General features: G+C 33.9%; 15 protein-coding genes. 12 read left to right on the top strand and 3 right to left on the bottom strand.

The window, feature by feature from the left end; all coding sequences use genetic code 11:
* Window positions 1–71: 71 nt before the first annotated feature.
* The 3 genes from BN4220_RS05370 to BN4220_RS05360 all read left to right on the top strand — a co-directional run bounded on the left by BN4220_RS05370 (window position 72) and on the right by BN4220_RS05360 (window position 1819).
* On the top strand, window positions 72–419 hold the full coding sequence (locus tag BN4220_RS05370) for a helix-turn-helix domain-containing protein (RefSeq protein WP_066714490.1): 348 nt from the start codon (window positions 72–74) through the stop codon (window positions 417–419).
* A gap of 92 nt (window positions 420–511) precedes the next feature.
* Complete coding sequence (locus BN4220_RS05365; protein WP_066714484.1) at window positions 512–1387, top strand: methionyl aminopeptidase; 876 nt, start codon at window positions 512–514, stop codon at window positions 1385–1387.
* Window positions 1388–1456: 69 nt separating this feature from the next.
* Entirely contained in the window at window positions 1457–1819 is a 363-nt protein-coding gene (locus tag BN4220_RS05360; RefSeq protein WP_066714483.1) for an SdpI family protein, read from the top strand.
* A gap of 344 nt (window positions 1820–2163) precedes the next feature.
* Here BN4220_RS05360 and BN4220_RS05355 read toward each other — a convergent pair whose 3' ends face one another.
* From BN4220_RS05355 to BN4220_RS05345, 3 genes are all read right to left on the bottom strand, one after another.
* Complete coding sequence (locus BN4220_RS05355; protein ID WP_066714481.1) at window positions 2164–2874, bottom strand: DUF554 domain-containing protein; 711 nt, start codon at window positions 2872–2874, stop codon at window positions 2164–2166.
* Between the two features lie 157 nt (window positions 2875–3031).
* Entirely contained in the window at window positions 3032–4906 is a 1875-nt protein-coding gene (locus BN4220_RS05350; protein WP_066714479.1) for a DUF4914 family protein, read from the bottom strand.
* A 552-nt stretch (window positions 4907–5458) separates the two neighbouring features.
* Entirely contained in the window at window positions 5459–5656 is a 198-nt protein-coding gene (locus BN4220_RS05345) for a hypothetical protein (RefSeq protein ID WP_066714474.1), read from the bottom strand.
* Window positions 5657–6047: 391 nt separating this feature from the next.
* Here BN4220_RS05345 and BN4220_RS05340 point away from each other — a divergent pair, with 391 nt between their 5' ends.
* The 9 genes from BN4220_RS05340 (at window position 6048) to BN4220_RS05300 (ending at window position 19428) form a co-directional block, all read left to right on the top strand.
* Window positions 6048–8651, top strand: coding sequence for an LPXTG cell wall anchor domain-containing protein (locus tag BN4220_RS05340; RefSeq protein WP_066714473.1), 2604 nt, complete (start codon window positions 6048–6050; stop codon window positions 8649–8651).
* A gap of 178 nt (window positions 8652–8829) precedes the next feature.
* Window positions 8830–10758: a glycoside hydrolase family 25 protein gene (locus BN4220_RS05335; protein ID WP_066714472.1), complete on the top strand. Its 1929-nt coding sequence runs from the start codon at window positions 8830–8832 to the stop codon at window positions 10756–10758.
* Window positions 10759–11042: 284 nt separating this feature from the next.
* Complete coding sequence (locus BN4220_RS05330; protein WP_066714470.1) at window positions 11043–11804, top strand: serine hydrolase; 762 nt, start codon at window positions 11043–11045, stop codon at window positions 11802–11804.
* Window positions 11805–12002: 198 nt separating this feature from the next.
* Complete coding sequence (locus tag BN4220_RS05325; protein WP_066714468.1) at window positions 12003–13082, top strand: dipeptide epimerase; 1080 nt, start codon at window positions 12003–12005, stop codon at window positions 13080–13082.
* Window positions 13083–13270: 188 nt separating this feature from the next.
* On the top strand, window positions 13271–15193 hold the full coding sequence (locus BN4220_RS05320; RefSeq protein ID WP_066714464.1) for a peptide ABC transporter substrate-binding protein: 1923 nt from the start codon (window positions 13271–13273) through the stop codon (window positions 15191–15193).
* 271 nt (window positions 15194–15464) lie between these two features.
* A complete protein-coding gene (locus tag BN4220_RS05315; RefSeq protein ID WP_066714462.1) occupies window positions 15465–16406 on the top strand; it encodes an ABC transporter permease in 942 nt (313 codons plus the stop codon).
* Window positions 16406–17404 (top strand): ABC transporter permease, encoded by a 999-nt coding sequence (locus BN4220_RS05310; RefSeq protein WP_082812134.1) that lies wholly within the window; start codon window positions 16406–16408, stop codon window positions 17402–17404. Before BN4220_RS05315 ends, BN4220_RS05310 begins: the two co-directional genes overlap by 1 nt.
* 12 nt (window positions 17405–17416) lie before the next feature.
* Complete coding sequence (locus BN4220_RS05305) at window positions 17417–18454, top strand: ABC transporter ATP-binding protein (protein WP_066714460.1); 1038 nt, start codon at window positions 17417–17419, stop codon at window positions 18452–18454.
* Window positions 18454–19428 (top strand): ATP-binding cassette domain-containing protein, encoded by a 975-nt coding sequence (locus BN4220_RS05300; RefSeq protein WP_066714458.1) that lies wholly within the window; start codon window positions 18454–18456, stop codon window positions 19426–19428. The genes BN4220_RS05305 and BN4220_RS05300 overlap by 1 nt, the downstream gene beginning before the upstream one ends.
* Window positions 19429–19514 lie beyond the last annotated feature (86 nt).

Below are 19514 nucleotides of genomic sequence, written 5' to 3'. Positions count from 1 at the left end.
AAAAAATTTGCAAGTTATATCAAGTTTTTAAAATAAAATAATGGTATGATAAAAGTAGGGAGTGATTTAATTTGTCAGTAACAACAATAGAAACTATGGTCGAATGGGTAGAGGAAAATATAAAAGATAATCCTACTCTAGAGCAGATGTCTGAATTTGTAGGGTATTCCTCTTATTATTGTTCCTCAAAATTCCATGAGTATGTTGGTTCTACTTTTAAAGAATACATCGTAAAACGTAAATTGTGTTTGGCTGCACATGAAATCAAACAAACAAAACGAAGAATCTTAGATGTTGCAATGGATTATGGCTTTTCATCACAAGAAGCATTTACAAGAGCGTTTGTTAAGACAATAGGATGCACACCAAGTCAGTATCGAAAGCAATCAAATACTTATGAAAAGAAAACTCATAATTAAGAGAAATCACTCAAATTATAACAATAGAATTAAAGTACAAAGGGCATTTTTGCTTATGAATTGAGCAGCCTATAGAAAGCACGGAGGTAAATATGCAAGTGAAATTAGGTAGAAATGATTTGTGTTGGTGTGGTAGTGGTAAGAAGTATAAAGTTTGCCATGCTGCATTTGATGATAAAATCGCGGATTATAGAAGACAAGGTTACATGGTGCCAACTCACGATATCATCAAAACGAAAGAACAAATTGATGGAATAAGAAAAAGTGGTAAGGTAAATATTGCTGTACTTGATTATGTGGCTGAACATATAAAAGCTGGTATGTCAACAGAAGAAATAGATCAATTGGTTTATAATAAGACAAAAGAACTCGGAGGAATTCCGGCACCGCTTGGATTTGAGGGATTTCCAAAGAGCGTTTGTACATCAATTAATAGTCAAGTATGCCATGGAATACCATCGGAAGATGATATTTTAAAGGATGGAGACATCGTAAATATTGATGTTTCTACGATAGTGGATGGCTATTATTCAGATTCTTCAAGAATGTTTTGCATTGGAAATGTAAGCGAAGAAAAACGTAAGCTTGTTGAAGTAACTAAAGAGTGTATTGCTCTTGGCCTTGAACAGGTAAAACCTTGGAATTTCCTTGGTGATATGGGGCAAGCAATTCACGATCATGCGAAGAAAAATGGCTATACCATTGTAAAAGAAATTGGTGGTCATGGTGTTGGCCTTGAATTCCATGAGGAACCATTTGTAAGTTACATTACGAAAAAAGGTACTGAAATGTTAATGGTGCCAGGTATGGTATTTACCATAGAGCCTATGGTAAATATGGGAACTGATCAAATTTACGTAGATGATGCCAATGACTGGACAGTATATACCGATGATGGAATGCCATCTGCACAATGGGAAGTAACCGTTGCAGTTACTGAAGATGGATATGAGATTTTAGCTTATTAATGAAGCGTTGCTGGTACAAAAGAGTCCGTAGAATTAAGGATTTACTGCTTATATGGAAGGAAACTTACAATGGGAATAGTAAATTTGTTTATAAACATCATTATCTTTATTGGATGTAGCCTATTGATGGGGGTTATTTGTATCAATATGGCAAACTCCAAAAGAGATAATCGAAATACAGGCGCTGGATACCGAACGAAACGCTCTATGAAATCAATTGAATGTTGGAATGTAGGAAATAAAACATTTGGATATTGCGTATTACCGCTTGCTATCGTAGAGGGTATAGCAATCTATGTGGAAGATAAAATATTAATTCCGGGTAAGATTATATTAAGTGAAAATACAATTGTTCTTAATCTGTTTATTTTTATTATCTGGATTATTGCCTGCTATATCATTACAGAAAATAAGCTTAAACATCTAATTTAATAGAGTAGTAAATCGTAATATTTTTAAATGATTATAAAATTATAAAACTGACATAAAAGGACTTTATTTGCTACAAGTGCCGCATGTCAGTTTTTTTATTCTGAAAGAGAATGTTAATTTTCACCAGTATTATATTTGATTATGGATATTACTATTTATCAATAACTATAACAAAGGCCCTAAAGTCATTGTTAATGCGGGTGTAGCACACCCCACACCCTAACAGTTAATAGAGTCAAAAAAAGAGACAGGTCACAACCCCTTTCGCCTGATGTTTGCAGAGAAGTAGTTGTAACGGTCTCTTTTTTAGACAACAAAAATATTTGTAGTTTATTTCCAAAATATCATTTGAACAGTAAGTGATAAAAGACTGGAACCAATATAGCAGGAAGCATATTTCCTACTTTAAATTTTTTCCCGAACGCTAAATTAATTCCTACACCAAATATTAAGATAGAACCGATAAAAGATAAATCAGATATCAAAGCATCATTTAGATAAGGCGCTATAAAGCGAGATAAAACAGTAATTGCACCTTGATAAATACCCAATGGTAGAGCAGCAAATAATGTACCAATACCTAACGTTGCCGCAAAAACCATAGTAATTATTGCATCTAGTACAGCTTTGGCATAAAGCATAGAATGATCACCAAGTAAACCATCATTTAAAGAGCCAACTACAGCCATTGCTCCGACACAGATAACTAAGGTATTAGAAAGAAATCCTTCCACAAACTGATTATTACTGTTTGCTTTCACAAGTTTTTTTAAACGTTCACCAAGTCCTTCTAAGCGGTCTTCAATGCGTACAATCTCGCCAATAAGAGTACCAAGTAATAATGAGATGATCATAAGCATAGTTCCAGTAGTAGATAACTTGGAGTTAATAATCTTAACCATCCCTGTAAATGCACCGCCAGCTCCAATGAATATAACACATAGACCAAGTGCTTGCATCAACGAATCTTCAAATCTTTTTTCTAGTTTATCATTTAATAATAAACCAATGATACCTCCAATAATAACAGCAAACACATTTGCAATGGTCCCCATGTTTTTCCTCCAAGTAATGTAGTTTATTGTATTTTATACGAAAAAGCCATGATGAAACGAAATAGGCTTTTTAGAGTTTAGATTGCAAGAAGCTCCCCAAAGCATAATGCCTTGGAGAGCTGTATTTTAGAAATAAACATCAATATCAAATGTTTGATTAGTATTTCATTGGAATAACCTTAGTATATTCTTCAACAGAAGCATCATTTAAGAATAATTCAATAATTTGCTTACCAATTGGATGTAATTCTGGCGTATTGAATTTCACAAGTTCTTCTTTAAAGAAATCTACTAACATCTTAGCACCTACATCATAGCCTTCAGTACCAAGTTCTTTTTGAAGTTCTGGCTGTAAGAAAGATTTTCTAATGTAATGACCATCAATCTTAACAGATTCAAGGCTATAACCTAATAAGGAGCAACGAGATTCAATAAAATGCTCAGGTTTGAATTTTGCACTACCTCTTCTTGAGATATATTCACGTGCAATCCATTGTGGCATAAAACCAACTTCATATGCACCAATATGTTGATTTGGTATTAATAAGTATCTAGTGTTTGTAGATTTAAGTACTTGATCTAATAATAAATTCGCTTGATCTACCATCTTACCAGTTGCAAATGGCCAGTATGAACCAACACCTTCACTTGTTAATCCCTTAGAAGAAATAATACTTGGGTTATTATATCCTCTTGGAGCAACTAATCTCCAAATCCAAGCAAGAGCTGGAGGAAGTACGTGGAATAAACCTAAAATACCATAGTTAGGGCTTTCCTTTGTTGTAGGAGGTGTTCTAACTCCAAAACTTCTTACATCGATCTCCGCTGGTGTATCAATAGAGTTAGGAACCATATCCCTTGGGAGAATAACTCTTGGGTTTGGACAAGGTTTTCCATTCGAATCTAGAGTGTGATCCCAAGGAAGACAAGTAGATTCTGGACAAGCCTGTAAGTTAAAGAACACTAATGGTTTTTCAGGTTGTAAGAAAATCTTCTCATATTGTGGTACACTACCGTAACTTGTAATGTTATCAAGACGGATGAACCAACCATTTTCTGCATCCTGTACAACTAATTTATGACTGTCATTTTGTATATCTGGATGGCAAAGAGCCATATCGTCTGTAATTGGTAATAAATCGCTACTTTCCATTAGGTCAATATAAGTTTTTTCACCAGAAACAGTATTTCTACCTAATACAATTTTACCATCCATTCCTTTATGAACAGCTTCAAGCATTTCACTCTTACCGCCACCAGAAGCACCTTCATGCATAATAACAATTTCATTATCATATGGAGTAATTACTTTTACTGTGGAAGCATGAACTGTAGTCCATTTTTCTCTTTCACCGATGTTAAGTAAAACACCATAAACACCTTTTTTCGCACTTGGGCCTGGATATAAGTTATAAGAATATAACTCATGTACATTTTCAAGGCGATTATGAACAACGATTTGTTTTCCGTTGAAACGAGTGTGTCTAAAAGGAGGAGCTAAGAAAATAATAGCTTTTGGACAAAATCCGTTAGGTAAATCTTTAAAACTTACAAAGTATTGTAAGTCAGCGATTCCTAAAGCAAAGAAAGCAGCATTTGCAGGAGCGATTAAAAGGGCATCATAGCCATGTTCTTTTCCACCTGCTTTGAAAGCTGTAAGAATTAAATCTTGCTTCTTTAACCATTCAAATGTTTCATTTCTTAAAGTATCGAACTCTTCGTTATATCTTTCTTTAAATGTTGGCTTATCTGTTGGATTATGATCTGCAACGACTGTACAATCAGGATCACGTCTTCTCATATAATCTTCTGGATAATTTACCACAACACCATTTTTACAACGAGTTACAGTAGCTTCAAGGACGCTACCCTTGCCCTCAACATCATATCTAACTTCAAGATAATTTTTTGAATCTGCAAAAGAAAGCTCAACAAGCTCTTCTCTAGATTCTGGGAAAATTACACGGTTACTATTTTTGAGTATATCAAGAACATACTCAGGTAATATCATTTTGCTTAAGTTATCTTCCATATAAAACCATATTCCTTTCTCTTTGCTTTGGCAAAAATTATATAAATGTTTCTCTTAATAAAGATAGAAAACATCGCCATCTTATTATGTTTCTTCATAATTTTATCATCGTATCTGTTATTATGTAACGAATGACTATTAATGCACTAAAACATACCATATAAAATGAACTTCATAAATAAGAATTATAATTATAACAATAATATTACTATGAGAATAGTCTTAATCTACTTATAAAACTAACTTTGTAGTATTGTATACAATTATACATTTTGCACTTAGAAGTATGTTAACATGTTATGACGATTTGTCAAGAGTTAATTGCATTTGATGCTTATAAATGATACTTTGAACAATGAAAAACATGATATAGACAGTCTAGGGGACTAGTTGCTAATTACTTCTATTATAAGTAAAAGCGACGAATAATACAATAAAAAAATCATTAGAATATAGCATTTTACACATGTTTTATAAAATCAATATACTAATTTTATTTTAAAAGGAGGTATAAAATAAAAATTTTATTTCCTCCTTATATTTACTATGAAATTAAAACGTTTTATTTGAACTTGCTAAACTTGAAACATATTGTTGCATTTCATCCTTAGATTCAATCTCTCTTGAGTGATTTATAACTTCCTCTTTTTGTTCATGGCTCAAGGAAGAAAAGGCAGTTAATGCATCCATATCTTTTGCTAAAGCCATACTAAAACCAATTGGGACTTTATCGTTGTTTATTAAATTCATAATGACACCATCCTTTCATAATTTAGTATGTACATATGGGATGCTTTTACACTAAAAAAAATAACAAAGATAAAATATACTAGGTTATTAATGAAAGAGTTATGAATATGAAAATATTAAAAATACACTATAAAATTAGATAAAAACACCTATTAATGAAAAAAATTAACAAATCGTAAAAAAGTACTTGAAATTCATAAAAAATTATAGTATTTTACTTATATACAACAAATCGATAATGATTACTATTTTGAAGTTTAACCACGTTTTCTCTCTAAAAACGAGGCGCTAAGTGGAGACTAATCTCTGAATATTGACTGAAATATTCTTTAACTGATACGAAAGATAAGTATCTAAATTGGAATAAGTTAAAAAAGAGAGGAGTGGTGGCATGAAACACATGAAGCGTCTGTTCGCTAGGATATTGGTATTATTAATTATTTTCTCGTCTATCTCAACTGCTATTCAAACGAAAGCCATGGAACTGAATCAAGATGGATTATATATCAAAGATCTTGATGAAGTTATGATTAAAATTGATGCAAGCCAGATGTTACAGAACACATTCTATAATATTTATGTAAGTTTTGATGGTAATATGTCTGGTGAAGCTCCAAGGGGTGATAATGGTTTTAATTTTAACCCTGTAGATTCGGATAAAAATGGTAAGAACGATTCTTATGGTGACGTTAATAAGCATGTGTCCACAGATTTAAAAATATCCAACTTAAAAAACAGAACATGCCGTATTTGGGTTACATCAAGTAATGATAAAAAGATTGATGTAAGTTATGATCAGGAAAAAAATAAAATTACCATTTCTAAATACTATGAAACAGAATTATATACCGATAGTCAGTTTGTATATAGTGATGGGAAAACTACTTTGGGAAGTGCTGGTAATTTTGCAGTATTTTCTTATGAATATAAACCTACCGTTGACATGGAAGGTAATGTTGGAACGAAAGTACTGTATTCGAGAGCAAATGTTGGAAATTCACATAATGCTCATGGAAGTAATCTAAGTTATGTTGAAGAAATTAGGGATTATGGTGGTTTTACAGAGAGATTTCGTTCAGCAGATCCATTAATACTTGGAAATCAATATAAAATACTCAAGGATGACCAATGGTATAGTGTGGATACGGATGAAACGAGTCAAACTTATAATCAAATGATTAAAGTTGGTACGAAAGAGAATATAACAGGAATTTATAATATAGAACGTTCTTCTTATACGATTAATTTTGATGAAGCGTTCTCACAGTTACAAAATTTAGCAACACATCTTTCTAATTTACCAGATACAGAAGGAACTACATATGACAATGGAAATATTATATGTGTTCCAGGTGCAAATATCATTTCGATTCCTGCATCGGAACTAAAAAACAAAGCAATAAATATTTCATGTGTATCGGGTTCCGCAATTAATTATTCATTAATTATTAATGTTACAGATTATGATGGTAGCAATCTTAATCAAGATATTACAATAGATGGTATAAGGAAGGATCAATGGAATCCAGTTGCTGGAAAATTATTATGGAACTTTGGTTCATATGATGGAACAGTTTTATTTGGAGAAACAAATATGGGCGTTATTTTTGCTCCATATGCGTTTGTAGATATTAAAACTACACATAATGGTTCAGTTATAGGATACAAAGTAGAAAATAGCTCAGGTGAAATTCATAAGAATGATTATACTGGTGACATACCATCCATAGAGGTAACGCCAACACCAACACCAGAGCCAAGTGTAACACCAGCGCCAGAGCCAAGTGTGACACCGACGCCTAGCCCAAGTGTGACACCAACACCGGAACCAAGTGTAACACCAACACCAGAGCCAAGTGTAACACCGACACCGGAACCAAGTGTGACACCAACGCCAGAGCCAAGTGTAACACCAACGCCAGAGCCAAGTGCAACACCAACACCGGAACCAAGTGTAACACCAACGCCTAGCCCAAGTGTAACACCGACACCGGAACCAAGTGTAACACCAACGCCTAGCCCAAGTGTGACACCAACACCAGAGCCAAGTGTGACACCGACGCCAGAGCCAAGTGTAACACCAACACCGGAACCAAGTGTAACACCAACACCGGAACCAAGTGTGACACCAACGCCAGAGCCAAGTGTAACACCAACACCAGAGCCAAGTGTAACACCGACACCGGAACCAAGTGTGACACCAACGCCAGAGCCAAGTGTAACACCAATACCGGAACCAAGTGTAACACCAACACCGGAACCAAGTGTAACACCAACACCGGAACCAAGTGTAACACCGACACCGGAACCAAGTGTGACACCAACGCCAGAGCCAAGTGTAACACCAACACCAGAGCCAAGTGTAACACCAACGCCAGAGCCAAGTGTAACACCGACACCAGAACCAAGTGTAACACCAACACCAGAGCCAAGTGTAACACCAACGCCAGATCCAAGTGTAACACCAACACCGGAACCAAGTGTAACACCGACACCGGAACCAAGTGTAACACCGACGCCAGAACCAAGTGTAACACCAACACCGGAACCAAGTGTAACACCAACACCGGAACCAAGTGTAACACCAACGCCAGATCCAGGTGTAACACCAACGCCAGATCCAGGTGTAACACCAACACCGGAACCAAGTGTAACACCAACACCGGAACCAAGTGTAACACCAACGCCAGATCCAGGTGTAACACCAACACCACCTACAGATATAGATGATTCATCAGATAACGAGGATGAATTTATGGATATCGAAGAAGATACAATGGTGCCAGAAGGAACTCCTGATATAGGTGATGGAAGTTCGACAGATGACGAAGCTCCTTCAGATGATAATGATTCGTCAGATGAAGTAATTAATATAGAAGATGATGATATTCCGGAAGGATTACCACAGACAGGATTAAGTAATGGTACTGGTTTATATATTAGTGGAATACTTCTAATGTCAGCAGGTTATGTTTTAATTAAAAAGCGTAAATAAAAATAAGAAATAAAGCAGGTTTGATAAAGCGATCATTTGTTTTACAAACCTGCTTTTTTATTAGTTACATGAAAGTTTATATAGAAGAATAAAATTGAAGATTTTAGTAAATAATGGGTTGATTATGAAGTCGAATATTGTTATATTTAAACTACTAAGGAAGTAAAGGAGGAGTACGATGGAAGAGTATAAGAACAATGCTTTAGAACCAAACCAGGATAATCAATCTTTTGAGAGTGATGATATAGAGAGTATGGCTAGTATGCATGAAGATAATACGATATTGAATAATAGAAAAAAAGCGGAATATGAAGAAGCAAAAGAATATATTGGTATCATCATGCGCGAGTTAGAAGAAACAAAAGGGAAACTAGCTTCTTTAACCGTTGATTCTAAAAGGAAAAAGTTTAATGCGTGGAAAGGTATTGCTATATTTGAATTAATATGCTTATTAAGTGCAGGAACTGTGCTAAGTGTTCGTTACATACAAGAAAATCATAAGAGTAAACAAGCGATCAACCAAGGTGATATCATAACTACAAATGCAGAGATATCAAGCAAGGAAACTACATATCGATACATAGAAGACTTAGATAGTAAGATAAAAGGTACTCATTTAAATTATGTAAATCCATTTGAAATTACTGTAGAAACTCTATTCGGATATGAATATTTATGTTTAACCAATGGAAATGTTAAAGTCTATTATAGAAACGAGTTTACGAATGATAGTTATGACGATCGATTCCGCGTACTTCTTGATAATGGTACAAAATTAGCTGAATTCGATTGGGATTATGATTTGAATGGAGATATAAAAAATCTTTATCCTGTGATGGGGAATTTTTCAGGGGATGAATCGAAGCAATTGGCGTTTTTAACTTATGAATCTGCCGAAGCACAGATGCCTTCTAAGATTTCAATGGTGGATGTCGAAAGCTTGATGGAATATAACCCATTGGATATTGAGGAGGCTTTAGCTTCATTATTTCAACTATCGTATACCGAGGAAGCTTCTAATAATACGAGAATTGCTAGAATGGATATGAATATAAATTCAGCTTCTTATTCTTATGAAATAAAGAATGAGCATTATGTCGATGCTGTTTATAGTGAGCAAAATATTGTACATTTTAATGATTATTTTACATTAGATATCTTAGAGAATAAAATATCTTTCAAAGCTCCAGTCTACATATCAAATCAAGATTTTTTGGGTGAGTTAGCGGGTAATGTAGCATTGAAGGATAATATGGTTACGATAGATGGATTAACCTATGGTGCATATGTAGAGGCGGATCAAGAGGACCCAGGTAAAAGTGGAATAATTACACCAAGAGATTCTATTTTAGATGATCGTCTAGTTATTCTAGGTAAAGATAATAAGCGCTATATCATTCCAAAATTCGAAGGTGTAGCGTTAAATACAACGGATTGGGATAATCTCATTGAAGAAAATGGGTATAAAGTTTATTATGAGAACGGTGTAAAAGAGTCCATAATGGGAATTGACGTTTCTAAGTATCAAGGTAAAATTGACTGGAATCAAGTAAAGGAAGCTGGGGTTGAATATGTTATTATAAGACTTGGTTTTCGAGGTATGAATGAGGGAACATTAGAACTTGATCCAATGTATTTAGAATACATAGAAGGAGCAACAAAAGCTTCAATTCCGGTTGGTATTTATTTCTTTTCACAGGCAATTACTGTTGAAGAAGCAAAAGAAGAAGCAAAGATGGTATTAGACAATATTAAAGATTATGAAATTACCTATCCTATTGTATTTGATACAGAATATGTCAACTTCTATAATGCAAGAGCGAATAATATAACAAGACAAGAACGAACTGACATAAGTATAGCATTTTGTGAGGAAATCAAGGCAGCTGGTTATAAGCCAATGATCTATTCCAATACAAAAGGAATGATAATGCACATAGATCTAACAAGATTAGAAGCATATGATAAATGGTTTGCCTACTATGGAAACAAGATTGCATTCCCATATAATTTTCAAATGTTACAATATTCAGATACGGGAAAAGTTCCAGGAATCGAAGGTAATGTTGATTTAAACATAAGTTTTATTGATTATACGGTAGAATAGATAAGGTGATAAATGGAAAATAAACAATATAAATATTTACATTTTGGAATTAATTATATTAAACTACTTGATAATGTAAAAAAATATAAAAAATTAGCACATAGAACTTGAATTTACAATCATTTCTATTTATAATTTGTGTATTGACAATTAACTAATGTGCTATTAATTTTTTTTAACACAAAGGCGTGGTCAATTGACCGCGCCTTTTTTTAAAATTATAGGAAATATGTGCAAGGCACATTCATTGTTCCTAAGATTTATTGCTAACAGGAAGGAGGATTATGAAAGATATTATTTTAGATAAATTAAAATTGGTAGAAGGCAAGGTGGGTTTTTATTATAAAAATCTTATTACAGGAGAAATTATTACGTATCAACACGAGGAAGCCTTTGAAGCAGCTAGTGTAATTAAAATTCCCATTTTAATCGAGGTTTATCGAAAAATTATGGATGGTAGTCTCCATGAAAATCAAATATTTCAGGTGAAGGAGGATGACAAACTTCCATCCTGTGGTGCGCTTACTTATATGCATACGGGGCTAGAAGTTACATTAAAAGATTTATGTACTTTAATGATTATTTTAAGTGATAATACTGCAACTAATATGTTGATAAAACTTGTAGGTATGGATCAGATCAATGAGACCATGCGTGGGCTTGGATTGAAAAAAACAAAAGTAAATCGTTTATTATTTGATTCAAAACAATCAGCACTTGGCATTCAAAACTATATAACATCTGGTGAGATTGGAATACTTCTTGAAAAAATGTATGATGGAAGTTTAATTTCTAAGGAAGCATCAAAAGAGATGATTTCAATATTAATGAATCAAAGACTGAATGGGAAGATACCTTTTTACATAACAGACGGAACGAAGGTTGCGCATAAAACAGGTGAAGATAGCGGAATTACTCATGATGTTGGGATTGTATTTACAAAAGAACCATTTATTGTTTGCTTTTGTTCCAACAACGTTGAAGTACCATACTTTGAACGAGTAATCCAAGAAATCTCAAGGGACTTAATTTATAGAACAATTTGATTTTTATTATATTTTAATTTGTTATTCAATCAAATTAGCAATCAAATAAAATTGAAAGTAAATACAACCATTAGAGCTATTACAATTCTTTACGTTAATGAAATTATTTAGCTAATACAATAACTAAAACTAGTACTATCACTAAAGCAAACATAATTATAATAAAGAAAGCTCATAGTTAGAAATTCGGGGTGACATATGATAATAAAAGATATAGAAATAGGTGAGGTATCCATTCCTCTTGTAAGACCGTTTAAGACTGCACTGCGCCACGTTAATAATGTAGAGGACATCATTATGAAGATAACAACAGAAGATGGTAGTGTTGGGTATGGCGAAGCACCACCTACAGCGGTTATAACTGGTGATACAAAAGGTTCGATTATTACCGCAATTCGTGATTTTATAAAACCTTCTCTTGTTGGAATGAATCTATGCGGTTTGGATGAAATTTTCCATAAGTTAGACACCTGTATTTTAAAGAATACATCAGCAAAAGCAGCAGTAGATATGGCATTGTATGATTTATACGCAAAAAGTTTGAATCGTCCCCTATATCAGATTCTAGGTGGAAATAAAAACACCATAGAGACAGATATTACAATTAGTGTGAATGAAATACCGGAAATGGTATCTGACAGTCTAGAAGCAGTGGGGCAAGGTTTTAAAATATTAAAAGTAAAGGTCGGTAAGGAAGGATTTAAGGACGTAGAACGTATTAAAGAGATAAGAAATGCAGTTGGAAAAGACATAGTAATTAGAGTAGATGCAAATCAAGGATGGGATGCAAAACAATCAGTTCGAATTATTCGTGCCATGGAGGATTTAAATCTTAATATTGAATTGGTAGAGCAACCCGTACCAGCTCATGACTTTGCTGGCATGCAATATGTAACGAGTAATGTATATACACCTATTCTTGCGGACGAAAGTGTTTTTTCTGCAGAAGATGCAATACATATTATACAAGGTAGGGCAGCAGATTTCATCAATATAAAATTGATGAAAACAGGTGGTATTCATAATGCTCTTAAAATATGCGATATAGCGGAAATATACGGTGTTAAATGTATGATTGGCTGTATGTTAGAAAGTAAAGTCTCTGTCAGTGCAGCAGCGCATTTAGCAGCTGCAAAAGGCATAATTACTATGGCAGATTTAGATGGACCATCCCTTTGTAAGGTGGATCCATATGAGGGGGGACCAAGATTTCATAAGAATTTGATAACAATGAATGAAACAGCAGGAGTTGGAATCTTAAATGTACCTTGCTTTTAACAAAGTGGTTACAAGGTTCTGCTTATTGTTTTTTAGTTAAATTCAAAGTTCTATATCAAAAAAGTATTACGATATAAAATAAAAGTATAAAGCATAGGACGAATGTATATTATTTTGATAATAGAGTTATGAATAAATGTAGTTGTAGGAATTAAGTTTATTAGAGTGAAATGTAGAGGAGAAAATCTATGAGGAAAAAGTTAATTACGTTAATGCTATGTCTTACTATGGTAGTATCATTGTTAAGTGCGTGCGGGAAGAAAGATAAGGGAACAAACGGTGGCGGGAATGCTGCAGGAAGTGGAGAAGACGTTGTATATTCAGTACTATATGCGTCTGAAGTTACTACTTTAAATTATTTAGTATCGGGTAATCAGCATGATCAGAGTATTGCAGCGAATGTCATTGATACTCTAGTTGAGTATGACAAATATGGTAATCTTCAACCATCCCTAGCAGAAAGTTGGGAGGCATCAGAGGATGGACTTACATACACATTTAAACTTCGCCAAGGCCAAAAATGGTACGATAACACTGGTGCAGAGATTGCAGATGTTACAGCACAGGATTTTGTAGATGCAATGAAATATATTTTAACTTCTGAATATGAAAGTAGCACGGTTCAACAATTATTTGGGGTAGTTAAAAATGCTGAAGAATATTATAACGGAACAATGTCAGCAGATAATCCTGAAACAGAGGCAGTAGAAGGTGTTCCGATTGATTTTTCAGAAGTTGGTATAAAGGCAATTGATGCAAATACTCTTGAATATACTTTAGTTCAACCAACTCCATACTTTTTATCATCATTATCCTATGTATGCTATATGCCAGCATATGGACCAAAATTAGAGGAACTTGGAGCAAGTTTTGGCGCTGCAACCGATGCATCCACAATACTTTATAATGGTTCATTTATTTTAAGTGAATTCTGGCCACAAGAAAAGAGAGTATTAAAAAAGAATTCAAATAACTGGGATGCCAATAATATTTATATCGATATGATAGAGCAGACTTATAATTCTGAAGCTGGTACATTATCACCTACGATGGTACTACGTGATGAAGTTGATTATGCAGATATTACATCAGATATTATAGATGAATGGTTAAATGATCCTGAAAAATCAAAACTTGTAAGTAAAGGACGTATGGATGTAGATTACTCCTATTTTTATAGCTTTAATTTTGATCCACAATTTGATGCGATTTATGAACCAGAAAATTGGAAATTAGCAGTAAATAATGAGAATTTCCGTCAAGCAATTATGGCAGCCCTTGACCGTAAAAAGCTTGTTAGCATTACGGAACCAAATTCGCCGGAATCCTTACTAATTAATACAATTACTCCAAAAACATTTGTTAATTTGAATGGGAAAGATTACACAGAATTCGGAAATCTTTCTAATTTGTGGGGAAGAGACAGTTATAATGAAACGGCTGCTTTAGAATATAAAACAAAAGCAATGGAAGAACTTAAGGCGGCAGGTGCAACTTTCCCAATTAAAATATTAGTAAGTTACAATCCAAGCACTGGTGATTGGGATAATGAATGTGTCGTGTTAGAGCAACAGATGGAAGGAATTCTTGGAACTGATTTTATTGACATTATTGTTGAAGCTGGACCTTCCCAAAGCTTCTTATCAGAAGTACGTCGTTCTGGAAAATATGCTCTAATGAAATGTAACTGGGGTGCAGATTTTGCGGATCCGGTTACTTGGGCAGAGCCATTTTCCGAAGGTAATAACTATAACTTTATGGATAAAGCAATCAAGGATAAGACAGCATCTGCAGATGTAATTACTGAATACTATAAATTAGTAGAGGATGCTAGATCTTATACAGTAGATTTAGAGGCAAGATATGAGGCGTTTGCAAAAGCAGAGGAATTTTTAATTAATCATGCTTTAGTAATACCTTATAGTGTTGGTTCCCTTGAATACCGAGTAACAAAATTAAATGTATTTGAAGCACCATTTGCATCCTTTGGCGTTTCAATTCTAAGATACAAAGGACAAAAGCTTTATGATAAAGCAATTAGTATGGAAGAATTTGAAGCCAATTACGTAGCATGGGAGAATGAAAGTAAGGCATCATTAAATGGAAAATAAAACTTGCTTTCATTTTTCATAAAATAGAGTTTCATATGTGTGGTTTCAGTGGTTTTTGGGGATTGTAAAAAATCGTATGAATACACATATGAAACTAACTATTTCTATTTGTTTCATGGTTTGGTTATTGAATAGTTTACTTGTTTATAACTATAGTTAAGAGAAAAATCATTGTGTTTTCAAGGGATTAAATAATACTAATGATTAAGTAGCGTTGTTTATGAATAAAAGTTGATAAATTGAAAATGCAATGAAGAAAAGGAGAAGGTGCATGATAAAATACCTTGGAAAACGTTTTGCAAGATCCATCGTCACATTGTTTATTATAATAATTATCGTATTTTCTTTATTGCGGTTAATGCCAATTGAGGGATATTTTCAAAATTTTGATAAATTAACAGAGGCACAAATCCAAGCAGGGCTTGACAATATGGGGTTAAATAAGCCATTGATTGTACAGTTATTTGATTTTTTTAAGAATCTATTAAAAGGAGACTTAGGGATTTCGAGAACATATCGTGCCAATGTTCCTATTGTAGATATTATTTCAGATAAAGTTCCTATTTCTATGAAATTTGGTATAGCATCCATTGGTATTTCGATGTTAGTTGGTATTCCAATGGGATTATTCATGGCAAAATCAAAAGGAAAATTTTTTGATAAGCTAGGAACAGGATTTATTGTATTTATTCAAGCCGTACCAGCTGCTGTTTATTTTTTATTTATTCAAGTATATGGAACAGAATGGCTTAATTTAAAGTTGCTTTTTAAAGCAAATGATCCGTCGACTTGGATTTTACCACTTTTTTCATTAGCAATTGGAAATATTGCTTATTATGCAATGTGGTTACGAAGATATATGGTGGATGAAAGCAATAAAGATTATGTAAAGCTTGCGAAGGCAAAAGGGCTTTCAAGTAGTCGTATAATGTCAAGCCATGTTTTTCGTAATGCCTTTGTCCCAATGGTACAATACATACCAACCTCGATTTTAAATACTATGATTGGATCTATTTACGTGGAGTCTTTATATAGTATACCAGGAATGGGTGGCCTACTAGTTAATGTTGTTCAAAAACAAGATAATATGATGGTTCAGGCACTTGTTATATTGTTTGCCTCTGTAGGAATTCTTGGACTAATGTTAGGAGATGTGCTTATGTGCATTATTGATCCTAGAATTAGTCTAACGAAAAAAGGAGGTGCACGTTAATGACTCTAAGAGATAAGAAGACAAAGATGATGACTGAAAGTTTTGAGCAAAAGAAAAAAGGTACCTTGTCTGAAAGTGAATTATTCTCATTTGCAGAATATGATAGTAGTGCTGCAGAGCGTGGGGGATATTCGAATTATTCCTATTGGAGGAGTACACTTCAAGCTTTTTTGAAGAACCATATGGCAGTCGCATTATTAATTGTTATTATAGGTATTTTATTGTTTACATTTATTCAACCATTTCTACCAGGCCAAATACCACCGAATTTAGTAAACAACGATGAAACAGGAAAAATAATAAGTAATCAAAAGCCAAATTCACAGTTTTGGTTTGGAACGAATTCAATTGGCCAGGATTTATGGAGCCGTATATGGTCAGGAACCAGGACATCTTTATTGATCGGATTTTTAGTGGCTAGCATTGAAGCCGTGATTGGTATAACCATTGGTGTACTGTGGGGCTATGTTAGAAAGTTAGATTTTATTTTAACGGAAATTTATAATGTACTTGATAACATACCAAATACAATTGTATTAATTTTATTTTCATACATAATGAGACCAAGCATACATTCTTTAGTTATTGCTATGTCAATTACAGGATGGATTGCAATGGCGAGATTTATTAGAAATCAAATCTTAATCATTAGAGATAGAGACTATAATTTAGCATCAAGATGTCTTGGTACGCCAACGAGAAGGATTATAATTAAAAATTTACTACCTTATCTTGTTTCTGTTATTATGCTAAGAATGGCTTTAGCGATTCCAGCAGCAATTGGAAGTGAAGTATTTATATCCTATATCGGTCTTGGTTTACCTATTAATATTCCGAGTCTTGGAAATCTAATCAGTGGAAGTCGTAAGATACTAATGGAAGCAGGATTGCGTTATCAATTGGTATTTCCAACAATCGTTATGTCAATTGTAACAATATCATTTTATATAATTGGAAATGCATTTGCAGATGCAGCAGATCCAAAGAACCATGTGTAAGGAGGAGAACAGATGAATCAAGCACCTATTTTATCGGTTAGAGATTTAAATGTGAAGTTCAACCTCCGAGGTAGAGTACTTCATGCAATTCGTGATATTTCATTAGATATATATGAGGGAGAGAGTTTAGCAATCGTAGGAGAATCTGGTTCTGGTAAATCAGTATTCACGAAAACATTTATGGGCCTATTAGATGCGAATGGATTTATTGATACTGGTGAGATTGTTTATAAGGGGACTAATTTAACAAATTTGAGAAAAGAAAAAGATTGGATTAAGATTCGCGGAAAAGAAATTGCGATGGTATTACAAGATCCAATGACTAGTTTAAATCCACTGAAAACTATTGGTAATCAGATTGCAGAAGCTGTAAAAATGCATCAGGGATTAAAAGGGGGAGCAGCGAAAGCTGCTACACTTGAGATTCTTAAAGATGTAGGAATCTCAGAACCAGAACGTCGTTATAAACAATACCCACATGAATTTTCAGGTGGTATGAGACAGCGTGTTGTTATAGCAATTGCTGTTGCTTGTAGACCTAAAATCCTTATTTGTGATGAACCAACAACAGCACTGGATGTAACAATACAGGCACAAATTCTTGATTTGTTAAAGAATCTGAAAAAGAAATTTGATTTAACAACCATTTATATAACACATGATCTGGGTGTTGTTGCTAATGTTGCAGATCGCATTGCTGTTATGTATGCCGGTGATATTGTTGAGCTTGGAACAAGTGAAGAAATATTTTATGATCCAAGGCATCCATATACTTGGGCGTTATTATCCTCCTTACCGCAACTAGGGGTGAAAGGGGAGGATTTATATACGATACAGGGAACGCCTCCAAATCTATTTTTACCAGTAAAAGGTGATGCATTTGCACCGAGAAATCCTAGGGCTTTAAAGATAGATTTTGAAAAACGCCCACCATATTTTGATGTGACAGAAACGCATAAGGTACGTTCTTGGTTGCTGGATGAGAGAGCACCAAAAGTAGAACCACCGGAGCATATTAAGATATTACGTATGCAAGGGGGGAGAGCATAATGAATGATGAAAATAAAAAAGTTATAGGAGATAAGTTACTAGAAGTAAAGAATGTTACGGTAACGTTTGGTGAGAGAAAGAATAAATTCGTTGCAGTCGACAATGTAAGTTTTGATATATATAAAGGTGAAACCTTTGGTTTAGTTGGAGAATCTGGAAGTGGTAAAACTACGATAGGACGCGCGATTATTCGAATTCATCCAACTGCCTCTGGTGAAATATTGTTTGATGGGGAAAAAATTAACGGGAATATCACAAAAGAAAAGGATTTAGAGTTAACAAACAAGATTCAAATGATTTTCCAAGACCCAATGGCTTCTTTAAATGAAAGAGCAAAAGTTGATTATATCGTATCGGAAGGGCTATATAACAGAAAGATTAAATTATCTGAAAGTGAACGAAAAGAAAGAGTAGAAAAGGCTTTATTAGATGTTGGTTTATTACCGGAATTTGCAAGCCGTTTTCCCCACGAGTTTTCTGGAGGACAAAGACAGCGAATAGGAATTGCAAGAGCTTTAATTATGGAACCTGAATTTATTATCGCGGATGAACCAATTTCAGCCCTTGATGTTTCCATCCGTGCTCAAGTCTTGAATTTACTATCGAGCCTTCAAAAGGAGAGAGGGTTAACTTACCTTTTTGTTGCTCATGATTTATCAGTGATGCGATTTATTGCTGATAGAATTGCAGTTATTCATAAGGGGAAGATTGTAGAATTAGCAAAGACAGAGAAACTGTTTGAAAATCCGTTGCATCCTTATACAAGAGCATTGTTATCAGCGATTCCTTTGCCAGATCCCATTGCAGAAAAGAAAAAGAAACTTATTGTATACGATAAATCTATGCATGATTATTCGAAAGATCGACCAAAGTGGGTGGAAATAGAACCAGAACATTTTATATATGGAAATGAAAAGGAGTTAGTGGAGTATAAAAAAAGACTGGATCATAAGCTAGTTAAGATAAATAGATAAAGTTAGTATAGTAGTAATTATACACAGGGTGTCTTCTAACTTGTTAGACACCCTGATTTCTCATATCAAAGCTTAGGCAATCACGT

The organism is Clostridium sp. Marseille-P299, from assembly GCF_900078195.1.
Lineage (GTDB): Bacteria > Bacillota > Clostridia > Lachnospirales > Lachnospiraceae > Lachnoclostridium.
Note: the sequence above shows the minus strand (reverse complement) of the source record. Positions and strands in the feature narration are given on the sequence as shown.

Coding starts and splice junctions, on each gene's coding strand:
- BN4220_RS05340 (WP_066714473.1), top strand. CDS start 6,048: ATGAAACACATGAAGCGTCTGTTCGCTAGGATATTGGTATTATTAATT.
- BN4220_RS05365 (WP_066714484.1), top strand. CDS start 512: ATGCAAGTGAAATTAGGTAGAAATGATTTGTGTTGGTGTGGTAGTGGT.
- BN4220_RS05325 (WP_066714468.1), top strand. CDS start 12,003: ATGATAATAAAAGATATAGAAATAGGTGAGGTATCCATTCCTCTTGTA.
- BN4220_RS05345 (WP_066714474.1), bottom strand. CDS start 5,656: ATGAATTTAATAAACAACGATAAAGTCCCAATTGGTTTTAGTATGGCT.
- BN4220_RS05305 (WP_066714460.1), top strand. CDS start 17,417: ATGAATCAAGCACCTATTTTATCGGTTAGAGATTTAAATGTGAAGTTC.
- BN4220_RS05360 (WP_066714483.1), top strand. CDS start 1,457: ATGGGAATAGTAAATTTGTTTATAAACATCATTATCTTTATTGGATGT.
- BN4220_RS05300 (WP_066714458.1), top strand. CDS start 18,454: ATGAATGATGAAAATAAAAAAGTTATAGGAGATAAGTTACTAGAAGTA.
- BN4220_RS05350 (WP_066714479.1), bottom strand. CDS start 4,906: ATGGAAGATAACTTAAGCAAAATGATATTACCTGAGTATGTTCTTGAT.
- BN4220_RS05315 (WP_066714462.1), top strand. CDS start 15,465: ATGATAAAATACCTTGGAAAACGTTTTGCAAGATCCATCGTCACATTG.
- BN4220_RS05330 (WP_066714470.1), top strand. CDS start 11,043: ATGAAAGATATTATTTTAGATAAATTAAAATTGGTAGAAGGCAAGGTG.
- BN4220_RS05355 (WP_066714481.1), bottom strand. CDS start 2,874: ATGGGGACCATTGCAAATGTGTTTGCTGTTATTATTGGAGGTATCATT.
- BN4220_RS05335 (WP_066714472.1), top strand. CDS start 8,830: ATGGAAGAGTATAAGAACAATGCTTTAGAACCAAACCAGGATAATCAA.
- BN4220_RS05310 (WP_082812134.1), top strand. CDS start 16,406: ATGACTCTAAGAGATAAGAAGACAAAGATGATGACTGAAAGTTTTGAG.
- BN4220_RS05320 (WP_066714464.1), top strand. CDS start 13,271: ATGAGGAAAAAGTTAATTACGTTAATGCTATGTCTTACTATGGTAGTA.